General features: G+C 74.9%; 6 protein-coding genes and 1 pseudogene. 4 read left to right on the top strand and 3 right to left on the bottom strand.

All coding sequences use genetic code 11. From position 1 onward, the window contains the following. Positions 1 to 184, bottom strand: a pseudogene (locus ACIQBJ_RS24850) (methylmalonyl-CoA carboxyltransferase); the annotation flags it as partial. Positions 185 to 535: 351 nt separating this feature from the next. Further along, a complete protein-coding gene (locus ACIQBJ_RS24845; RefSeq protein WP_400714553.1) occupies positions 536 to 946 on the bottom strand; it encodes a PLD nuclease N-terminal domain-containing protein in 411 nt (136 codons plus the stop codon). Positions 947 to 1,039: 93 nt separating this feature from the next. Between ACIQBJ_RS24845 and ACIQBJ_RS24840 the strand changes: the two genes are divergently transcribed. Genes ACIQBJ_RS24840 through ACIQBJ_RS24825 form a run of 4 tightly spaced genes read left to right on the top strand, consistent with a single transcriptional unit; the run spans position 1,040 to position 7,844 of the window. Beyond that, positions 1,040 to 2,497 carry a menaquinone biosynthesis decarboxylase gene (locus ACIQBJ_RS24840; RefSeq protein WP_400714550.1) on the top strand — a complete coding sequence of 486 codons (1,458 nt, stop codon included), beginning with the start codon at positions 1,040 to 1,042 and terminating at the stop codon, positions 2,495 to 2,497. Further along, positions 2,494 to 3,399, top strand: coding sequence for a menaquinone biosynthesis prenyltransferase MqnP (gene mqnP, locus ACIQBJ_RS24835; RefSeq protein ID WP_400714547.1), 906 nt, complete (start codon positions 2,494 to 2,496; stop codon positions 3,397 to 3,399). The genes ACIQBJ_RS24840 and mqnP overlap by 4 nt, the downstream gene beginning before the upstream one ends. 54 nt (positions 3,400 to 3,453) lie before the next feature. Then, positions 3,454 to 5,145 carry an RNA ligase family protein gene (locus ACIQBJ_RS24830; RefSeq protein ID WP_400714544.1) on the top strand — a complete coding sequence of 564 codons (1,692 nt, stop codon included), beginning with the start codon at positions 3,454 to 3,456 and terminating at the stop codon, positions 5,143 to 5,145. Then, the gene (locus ACIQBJ_RS24825) at positions 5,145 to 7,844 is read left to right on the top strand and encodes a poly(A) polymerase (protein WP_400714541.1); all 2,700 of its coding nucleotides are present in this window, start codon (positions 5,145 to 5,147) and stop codon (positions 7,842 to 7,844) included. The genes ACIQBJ_RS24830 and ACIQBJ_RS24825 overlap by 1 nt, the downstream gene beginning before the upstream one ends. A gap of 205 nt (positions 7,845 to 8,049) precedes the next feature. Here ACIQBJ_RS24825 and ACIQBJ_RS24820 read toward each other — a convergent pair whose 3' ends face one another. After that, positions 8,050 to 10,704 carry a fumarate reductase/succinate dehydrogenase flavoprotein subunit gene (locus ACIQBJ_RS24820; protein ID WP_400714538.1) on the bottom strand — a complete coding sequence of 885 codons (2,655 nt, stop codon included), beginning with the start codon at positions 10,702 to 10,704 and terminating at the stop codon, positions 8,050 to 8,052. Positions 10,705 to 10,715 lie beyond the last annotated feature (11 nt).

Here is a 10,715-nt window from a genome sequence, read left to right as displayed (position 1 = left end):
CCTCGTCCAGCAGCAGGTCGATCCGCTCCCGCGCGGTCAGCTTCCCCTTCGCGTGCTGCGCCTCGGTGGCCTTCTCGCTCGGACCGCGACGGACCTGCTCGCGCAGTTCACGCAGCTCGGCGACCCGACTACGGGCGTCGGCCGGAGCCTCGCCGCCGACCGGCGCATCGTGCAGGACCGTCATTTCGAACCACTCCAAGCTCGCGTGGGGCAGCGAACACCTCTGCTGCTACGACAGTACGAGCCGGGACGCCCGCGTTTCGGCGTCGATTCCGTACAAGGTCGGACGCCGATCGCTGTACAGGCCCCACATAAGGGGGCGCGCGGCCCTCCTTCCGGGTTGCCCCGGGCAGGGCCGTCCGGGGGGTCCGGACAGGGGGTGGTCCAGGGGTCGAACCAGCAGGTCAGCGGTGTGATCGCGGCCGGGCGCGGGCCGTCCGGCCGCCCCGGCCGCGCAGGGGCGCACGAGGGGCGGTGGACAGACGGAGCGGGGTCCGGAAGGGTCCGGATGGTAGGGATGCGCCAAAAGGCGTGATCAGCTTCCGGCGCCGTCGTCCTTCGGGTCGCGGCCCTCGCCGCGGCGCTGCTCCTCCTCGCGGCGCAGGCCCTCCTCGCGGCGGCGCAGGTCGGCCTCCCACTGCTTGAGCATGTCCTCGTGCTGCTCGTTGCCGCGCTTCAGCGAGGCCAGGAACTCCGGGTCGTCGTCCGGCGCGAGCGGGCGGGGCCGCTCGTACTCCGGGTACCCGGCGGTCGGGCCGGACGGCCACGGCGCCCGGCGGCGGCGGGCCCGGTCCCGGCCCGCGACCAGCCAGGCGATCGAGCCGAGCAGGGGGAAGAACAGCACGACGATCACCCAGACCACCTTCGGCAGGTGGCGGACCTCGTCCTCGGGAGTGGTCAGGCAGTCGATGAAGGCCCACACCCACAGGGCCAGCAACGCCACCACGGGCACGATTCTCAGCACAGCGCAGAACTCCGGTGAAAGTTCGAACAGGACCCTTGGCGGGCTCAGGGTAGCCCGTACCGGATACTGACAGGTATGGCATACGACGATCTCCGTTCCTTCCTGCGGGCCCTGGAACGGGAAGGCGACCTGAAGCGGATCAAGGTCGAGGTCGACCCCTACCTGGAGGTCGGCGAGATCGTCGACCGGGTGCAGAAGGCCAAGGGCCCGGCCCTGCTGTTCGAGAACGTCAAGGGCTCGGCGATGCCGCTGGCGATGAACGTCTTCGGCACCGAGCGGCGGCTCTCCAAGGCGCTCGGCCTGAAGTCGCCCGACGACATCGCCGAGAAGATCGGCGGCCTGCTCAAGCCCGAACTGCCGCAGGGCTTCACCGGGTTCCGCGAGGCGTTCGGCAAGCTCGCCTCGATGGCGCACGTGCCGCCGAAGAACGTGAAGTCCGCCGACGCGCCCGTGCACGAGGTGGTGCTCACCGGCGAGGACGTCGACCTGGAGCAGCTGCCCGCGCTGTTCACCTGGCCGCTCGACGGCGGCTCCTTCTTCAACCTGGGCCTCACCCACACCAAGGACCCGGACACCGGCGTCCGCAACCTCGGCCTGTACCGCCTCCAGCGGCACGACAAGCGCACCATCGGCATGCACTGGCAGATCCACAAGGACAGCCGCAACCACGCCGCGGTCGCCGCCAAGCGCGGCGAGAAGCTGCCCGTCGCGATCGCCTTCGGCTGCCCGCCCGCCGTCACCTACGCCGCCACCGCGCCGCTGCCCGGCGACATCGACGAGTACCTGTTCGCCGGCTTCGTCGCGGGCGAGCGGACCAGGATGGTCGACTGCAAGACCGTGCCGCTCCAGGTCCCGGCCGACGCCGAGGTGGTGCTGGAGGGCTGGCTGGAGCCCGGCGAACTGCTGCCCGAGGGCCCGTTCGGCGACCACACCGGGTTCTACACCCCGCAGGAGCCGTTCCCCGCGCTGACCATCGACTGCGTGACGATGCGCCGCCGCCCGATCCTGCAGTCCATCGTGGTCGGCCGCCCGCCCACCGAGGACGGGCCGCTCGGCAAGTTCACCGAGCGCTTCTTCCTGCCGCTGCTCAAGGTGATCATCCCGGACATCGTCGACTACGACCTACCCGAGGCCGGCGGCTTCCACAACTGCGTGATCGTCTCGATCGACAAGAAGTACCCGAAGCACGCGCAGAAGGTCATGCACGCCATCTGGGGCGCGCACATGATGTCGCTCACCAAGCTGATCGTCGTCGTCGACGCCGACTGCGACGTCCACGACTACCAGGAGGTCGCCTGGCGGGCCCTGGGCAATGTCGACTACAGCCGGGACCTGTCGGTCGTCGAGGGCCCGGTCGACCACCTCGACCACGCCTCCTACCAGCAGTTCTGGGGCGGCAAGGCCGGCATCGACGCCACCCGCAAGCTCCCCGAGGAGGGCTACGCCCGCGACGGCGGCTGGCCCGAGATGGTCTCCTCCGACCCGGAGACCGCCGCCCGGGTCACCCGCCGCTGGAAGGAGTACGGGCTGTGAGCGCCACCGCCGACGCGTTCGAGGCACCGCCGAGCCGGACCCGTGCCTTCCTGCGCCTGGTCGCGATCGAGCACTCGGTGTTCGCGCTGCCCTTCGCCTACATCGCCGCGCTCACCGCGATGTTCCTCGCCGACAAGTCCGTGCACTGGGGCCAACTGCTGCTGGTCACCGTCTGCATGGTCGGGCTGCGGACCTTCGCGATGGCCGCCAACCGGATCATCGACCGCGAGATCGACGCCCGGAACCCGCGCACCGCGAACCGCGAACTCGTCACCGGCGCCGTCTCGCTGCGCACCGCGTACATCGGCTCGGCGATCGCCCTGGTGGTCTTCCTCGGCTCGGCGGCGCTGCTCAACACGCTCTGCCTGCTGCTCGCCCCGATCGCCGTCGTCCCGATGGTGGTCTACCCGTACGGCAAGCGGTTCACCGACTTCCCGCAGGCCATCCTGGGCCTCGCCCAGGCGATGGGCCCGATCGGCGCCTGGCTCGCCGTCACCGGCACCTGGTCCTGGGACGCGGTCGTGCTCGGCCTCGCGGTCGGCATCTGGATCGGCGGCTTCGACCTGATCTACGCCTGCCAGGACGTCGCCGCCGACCGCGGCACGGGCGTCCGCTCGGTGCCCGCCCGGTTCGGCATCCCCGCCGCGATCAACGGCGCCCGGGTCTGCCACGCGATCACCACCGCGCTGCTCGCCTGGTACGCCGTCCGCACCGACGCGGGCGGCTTCTTCTGGTGCGGCCTCGCCGTCGTCGCGGGCGCGTTCGTCTACGAGCACACCATCGTCAAGCCCAACGACCTGTCCCGGCTGAACCGGGCGTTCTTCTCGACCAACGGCTTCGTCGGCATCTCGCTGTTCGCCTTCGCCCTGATCGACCTGATCGCCCGCGGCCTGACGGTCTGACGGCCGCGCTAATCCGCTGGCCCGTGCCCGCCGCCCGTCCCTAGGGTGGCGGGCATGCGCGTCTCCTACCCCCGGACCCCGCACCTCCCGTGGTCGCCGGGGGCGGCGGCCGACGACCTCCGCAGCGGCGACCTGTCCGGCCTGGCCGGGGCCGAGGTGGTGGTCACCGAGAAGCTCGACGGCGAGAACACCACGCTGTACGCGGACGGGCTGCACGCCCGCTCGCTGGACTCCGGGCACCACCCGTCCCGGGCCTGGGTGAAGGGCCTCCAGGGCCGGATCGGCGCGGGCGTCCCGGCGGGCTGGCGGATCTGCGGCGAGAACCTGTTCGCCCGGCACTCGCTGGCCTACACCGACCTGGACAGCTGGTTCTACGGCTTCTCGGTCTGGACGGCCGAGGACCGCTGCCTCGACTGGGACGCCACCGTCCGCTTCCTGCGCCGGCTCGGCGTCCCGGCGCCCCGGGTGCTCTGGCGCGGCCGGTACCAGGAGCGGGCGATCCGCGCGCTCAAGCTCGACCCGGAGCGCCAAGAGGGCTACGTCGTCCGCACCGTCGCCGGGTTCGACCGCGCCGAGTTCGGGCGGCGGGTCGCCAAGTGGGTCCGGCCGCACCACGTCCGGACCGACACGCACTGGATGCACGCCGCCGTGGTGGAGAACGGCCTCGGGCCGAACTCCGCGCTCTGGCACGTCCGTTCGGGCGGCGAACCGGACGCCGCCGGGCTCGGCGCCGCGCTCGGCCTCCCGCTGCACCCCGACCTCGACGACGTCACCGCCCGGCTGGACGCGCTCGGCCGCACCGGCGATGCCCGGCTCGCCGGCGTGCTCGCGCACGGGCTGCGCACCGCCCGCCGCGCCGAGCTGATGCCCCGGCTGGCCGGGCCGCTCGGCCTCCGCCAGGCCCGCCGGGTCGCCGACCTGGTCGGCCTCCACCCGCGGCTCGGGCAGCCCTTCCCCGACGAGGAGCGGCGGGCCGGACTGACCGGCCTCACCGCCGCCGCCGACCTCGGGGTGCTGCACGCCGTCGCGGCCGCCGCGCTGCCCGGCGACGAGCAGGTGGCCTGGTCGGCGCTGCACGCCGAGGACGCCGGGCTGCTCGGCCCCGACCCGCTGTCCTGGCTGCGCACCGGGCTGCGCGAGGCCCTGGCCGACCTCGACCCGGACGTCCGGGACCGCTGCTGGGCGCAGGCCCGGGAAGCGTACGCGCGCGGCCGGATCTCCACCGTCGAGGAGGCCGTCGCCGCCACCTGGTCCCGGCGGGACGGCCGCTTCCCCCGGTTGGTGCACCTGTGCGGGCCCTCCGGCAGCGGCAAGTCGACGTACGCGGCGACCCTGCCCGGGACGCGGATCTCGCTCGACGACCTGCGGGCCGCCCGCGGCTCCCGCGCCGAACAGCGTGACAACCCCGAACTCCTGCGAGAGGGTCTCACCGCCCTGGAGGCGGCCCTGGCCGGCGACGGCACCGCCGTCTGGGACGCCACCTCGCTCAACCGCCACCAGCGCGGCCACCTGCACGGCATCGCCGAACGCCGGGGCGCGCTGCTCACCCAGGTGGTCGCGGTCGTCGACGAGGCCGAACTGCTCCGCCGCAACGCCGTCCGCCCGCACCCCGTCCCCGCCGAGGTGCTGACGGCACAGCTCCACCGCTGGAACCCGCCCTACCCCGGCCAGGCCCACCGCACCCGCTACCTCGGCGCCGACGGCACCGTGCAGGACACCGCCGGCTCCCTGGACGAGGAGGACTGATGCGCCCCATCGAGCAGGTCTGCCAGCGCATCCGCTGGGACGACCGCTTCGACCCGGCCCGGTTCGTGCTCGGCGTCCGGCAGCGCGACGACCGCACCAAACTCGTCCCGCTGGAGACCTTCACCGCCGCCGGGGACGTGCCCTGGCACCGGGTCCGGCACGTCGAGGCCGACGGCCGGGTGGTCTGGGACCGCGCCACCGGCACCGACCTGCTCGACACCACCGACGCCGGACGGCGCACCGCCCCGCGCGGCCTGCCCGCCCCGTACTTCACCCCGAGCACCCCGCACGCCTGGCACCGCGACCGGGGCTGGCGCCCCGCCGACTTCCAACCCGGCCAGTTCACGCGGCAGTTGCGGGTGGTCAGCTGGAACACCCTGTGGGACCGCTACGACCCCGAGCTGATCCACACCGCCCGCCGCCGCCCGCTGCTGCTCGCCGCACTCGAAGCCGCCGACGCCGACCTGATCGCCCTCCAGGAGGTCGAACCCGCCCTGGTCAAGCAACTGCTGGCGCAGGACTGGGTGCGGGCCGGCTACACCCTGGGCGCCGACCCGTTCGGCCGCGAGATCGACGGCCACGGCCTGCTGCTGCTCTCCCGGCTGCCCGTACTGGAGGCCGGACGGCACGAACTGGGCCCGCACAAGGCCGTCACCGCGATCGCCGTGCACACCGGGGCCGCCCCGCTCACCGTCGCCGCCGTCCACCTCAGCAGCGACCACTCACCGCGCGGCGCCGACCGGCGCGCCGCCGAACTCGCCGAACTCGCCCGGGGGTTCGCCGAGATCGAGGGCGACCTGCTGGTGCTCGGCGACTTCAACGACAGCACCCGCACCCCCGCCGCGGCCCTCGCCCTGCGCGACACCTGGGCGGAGGTGCACGGCCCGCAGGACGACACCCCCACCTTCGACCCCGTCGCCAACCCGCTCGCCGCCGTCGCCTCGCTCAGCGGCCGCCCCGGCCGACTCGACCGCGCCCTGCTCCGCCCCGGCCCGGTCCGTGCCACCGCCGCCCGGCTGCTCGGCGACCGCCCCGACGCCACCGGCCTGCACCCCTCCGACCACTACGGCCTCGCCGTCGACCTCGACCTCGCCCCGGCCCCGGACGCCGGCCGGCTCGACGCCCCGCCCACCGCCCGGACCGCCGTCGCCTGGCTGCCGCCCGCCGAACTCCTGCCCGCCGTCCAGGAGTTGCGCGCCCGCTGCGACCCGCAGTACGACCGCTGGCCGCCGCACGTCAACCTGCTCTTCGGGTTCGTCGCCGAGCACCACTTCGACCGGGCCCTCCCGCTGCTCGCCGAGGCCGCCGCCGAGACCGCCCCGTTCACCACCACGCTGTCCGGCGTCCACACCTTCACCCACCGGCTCACCGCCACCCTCTGGCTCGACCCCGCCGTCGGCGCCGCCGCCCCCTGGGCCGCCCTCCGCCACGCCCTGGCCCGCCGCTTCCCCGACAGCCCCGTTCACGGCGACGGCTACCACCCGCACCTCACCCTCGGCCGGGCCCACGACCCGGCCGACGCCGAACGCGCCGCGGCCGCCCTCGGCAGCACCACCGCCACCGTCGGCGAACTCGTCGTGCTCTCCCGGCGCGGCGACGGCCCGATGCTCCCGCGCGCGACCGTCGCGCTCGGCACCGGCGAGATCCGCGAACTCCCCGGGGCGCAGTTCCCCGAACGCCCCGAACCAGCCGTCGACACCGCGGAGTTGACCCGCAGGATCGCCGCCGTCCTGCCCGCCGGGACGGTCCTCCACCAGGTCGGCTCCCGCCGCCTCGGCTGCCACCTCGACGGCGCCGACCTCGACCTGGTCGCCGCCCTCCCCGCCGAGCCCGACCCCGCCGACCTGCTCGCCCGGCTCGCCACCGCCCTCCCCGAGGCCCGCGGCCTCCGCGAGGTGCACGGCGCCCGCGTCCCCGGCCTGCGCGCGGACGTCGCCGGCCTCCCGGTCGACCTGGTGCTCGCCCCGCCCGACGCCGACCTCGCCCGCAGCGCCGTCACCGACGCCGACGCGGTCCTCGCCGCCGTCGGCGACCGCCACCCCGCCTTCGCGGCCCTCGCCCGCCGGGTCAAGACCTGGACCCGGGCCCGCGGCCTGCACTCCGCCCCCTTCGGCCAACTCCCGTCCCTCGCCTGGACGGTGCTCGCCGCCCGGACCGTCCGCGACCACCCCGGCGAGGACGACCCCGCCACGCTCTTCCAGCACTTCACCGCCACCTGGGCCGCCTGGGACTGGCAGCACCCCGTCACCCTGCTCGGCGACCCCGCCGCCCCCCACCCCGACCCCGTCACCGTCCTCACCCCCACCGCGCCCGTCCGCAGCTGCACCACCCAGGTCACCGCCGCCACCCGCGACCTGATCACCGAAGAGCTCTACCGCGCCTGGGAACTGGGCCCCGACCACCCCGAACTCCACACCCTCCCCCCGCTCCACCGCCGCCACGCCGCCTGGCTCCTCCTCACCCCCACCCCCGAAAGCCACGGCCCCACCCGCAGCCGCCTCCGCACCCTCCTCACCACCCTGCCCCCCACCGCCCACGCCTGGCCCCACCCCCTCCCCGGCCCCACCCTCGCCATCGGCCTCGGCCCCCACCCCCCGGACCGCGCCACCCTCCTCCCCGCCCTCCACCCCTGGCTCCGCACGGTCCCGGGCACCACCGCCCAATACCTCCCGGGCGGAGACCTGGACGTGCGCCCGTAGGGGGCCCGCCGGGCTCTGCTCTTCCGGGGCCCGGGGAGCGAAGCTCCAGGGGCCCGGGGAACGGCGGTGCCGAGTGGCGGGTGTCCGACGGGCCGCGAGGCGCCACCCCGTTTCGGGCCGAAGGTCCTCGGCGACAGCCCCGTGGCGCCCCACTGTCCTCCGGCGATCAGCCTCTCGGCCCCACCGTTCCCAGGCCCCTGATTTCTTAGGCGTTCAGGGCCAGCCGCGCGTACGCGCGGACGTCCGCGTCCGGGTCGGTGAGGCGTTCGTGGAGGGCGGCCGCGACCACGGCCTCCGCGGTGCCCGCCGCCATCGCGCGGACGGCGGCCTTCCGGACGTCGCCGTTGCGGTCCGCGGCCAGCGGGACGAGGGCGGGCCACCGTCCGGCCGCCCCCAGGGTCGCCGCCGCGGCCTTGCGGACCTGCCAGGCGTCGTCCGGGCGCTCCGCGAGGTCGGCCAGGGGGGCGGGGCCGCCCAGGCCGGCGGCGCCGGTGAACGCGGCGGCCCGGACCAGGGGGTCGGGGTCCTGGGCCAGGGCCGCCAGGACCGGCGCGGACGCGGGGGAGCCGATCACCCCGAGCCCCTCGCCGACGGCGACCCGCACCTCCCGGGCGGGGTCCTGCGCGCCGGGCGCCAGTTCCGCGGCGGCGTCCAGCGAGACCAGGCCCCGGACGGCCTGCAGCCGGACGGGGATCTCACGGTCCGTCAGTCCGGTGCTGAACAGGCCGGCCGTCCCGGTGCGCAGGACCCGGGCCAGTTCCAGGACGCCGGCCCGCACCACGGGGTCGGCGGAGCCGGCGACGGCGGCCAGCCCGGGGCCGAGCGAGGCGTCCAGGACCTCGACCAGTTCGCGGAGCGCGGCGACGGCCGCCGCCCGGACCCGCGCGTCGGTGTCGGCGAGGGCGCCGACCAGCGCGGCGCCCGTCCCCTCGGGGAGGTGCTCGCCGATCGCGGCGACGGCGGCCAGCCGGACGTCCGGCTCACGGTCCGTCAGGTAGCGGACGACCTCGGGGCCCTCGGCCCGCAGCACCTCCAGCACCCGGCCCTGCGGCTTCGCCGCCCCCGCGGCTCCCGTCCCGCCCGCGGCGACCGCGCTCGCGCCGGTGCGGCCGACCACCATCGCCTCGACGGTGCCGAGCAGTTCGACCTCCCCGGCGGGGGGCTCCAGGCCCTCGACCGGGACCAGGTAGGGGGCGACGGGGCGGGTCAGGAACTCCATCCCGCCGTCCGCCCGCTTGCGCAGGTTGAGGTGCCGGAACCAGGCGTCGTCGTCCTGCGCGGGCCGGTCCAGGCGCTGGTGGTAGAGGCCCCAGCGGGACTCCTCGCGGGCCAGCGAGGCGCGCGCCGCCATCTCGGCGCAGTCCCGGATGAAGTCCACCTCGACGGCCCGCATCAGCTCGTGCGGGGTGCGGGCGCCGATCCCGGCGACCTCGCCGCGCATCCGCTCGAAGTGGTCGAGCGCGACCGAGAGCCGGGCACCGGTCTTGGGCGGCGCGATGTAGTCGTTGACGAAGCGCCGCAGCTTGTACTCGACCTGCTGCTGCGGCGGCCCGTCGGGGTGGTCCAGCGCCCGGTACACCAGCCGGTGCGCGTCGGCGACCTGGTCCTCCGGCAACTCGTGTGCGACGGAAGGCAGTTGGGAGGCCGCATGGGTGCCTGCCAGCTCCCCGAAGACGAACGCCCCGATCATGTAGTTGTGCGGCACGCAGGCCAGGTCCCCGGCCGCGTACAGGCCGGGCACGGTGGTCGCGGCGTTCTCGTCCACCCAGACGCCGCTGGCGCTGTGCCCGCCGCACAGGCCGATCTCGGAGATGTGCATCTCGACGTCGTGGGTGCGGTAGTCGTGGCCGCGCCCGGCGTGGAAGGTGCCCCGGCTGGGGCGCTCGGTGGTGTGCAGGATCGACTCCAGCGCCTGCACGGTCTCCTCCGGCAGGTGGGTGGTCCGCAGGTACACCGGGCCGCGCTCGGAGGCGAGTTCGACCGCGAACTCGGCCATCATCTGCCCGGACCAGTAGTCGGAGTCGACGAACCGCTCGCCGTGCCGGTTCACCTGGTAGCCGCCGAACGGGTTGGCCACGTACGCGCAGGCCGGGCCGTTGTAGTCCTTGATCAGCGGGTTGATCTGGAAGCACTCGATGCCGGACAGCTCCGCGCCCGCGTGGTACGCCATCGCGTAGCCGTCGCCCGCGTTGGTCGGGTTCTCGTACGTCCCGTACAGGTAGCCGCTGGCCGGCAGGCCGAGCCGCCCGCACGGGCCGGTGGCCAGCACCACCGCCCCGGCCGAGACCAGCACGAACTCGCCGCTGCGGGTGTCGAACCCGGCCGCGCCGACCGCCCGGCCCCCGGAGGTGAGCACCCGCACCGGCATGACCCGGTTCTCGATGGTGACCTTCTCGCGCATCCGGCGCTCCCGCAGCACGCGGTACAGCACCTTCTTGACGTCCTTGCCCTCCGGCATCGGCAGCACGTACGACCCGGAGCGGTGCACCTGCCGGACCGCGTACTCGCCGTGCTCGTCCTTCTCGAACTTGACGCCGTACCGCTCCAGCCGCTGCACCATGGCGAAGCCGCGCCGGGCGGTCTGCCGGACGGTGGCCTGGTTGACGATGCCGTCGTTGGCCCGGGTGATCTCGGCGACGTACGCGTCCGGGTCGGCCCGGCCGGGGACGATCGCGTTGTTGACGCCGTCCATGCCCATCGCCAGCGCCCCGGAGTGGCGCACGTGCGCCTTCTCCAGCAGCAGGACGCGCGCCCCGGCCTCGGCGGCGGCGATCGCGGCCATCGACCCGGCGGTGCCGCCGCCGACCACCAGGACGTCGCACTCCAACCGGCGCGCCTCGCTGATCTCGGGTGTGCGCATCTGCCGTGCCT

The sequence above is a fragment of the Kitasatospora sp. NPDC088391 genome (genome assembly GCF_044753345.1).
Classification (GTDB): Bacteria; Actinomycetota; Actinomycetes; order Streptomycetales; family Streptomycetaceae; genus Kitasatospora.
This window is presented reverse-complemented; position numbering and strand designations above follow the sequence as displayed.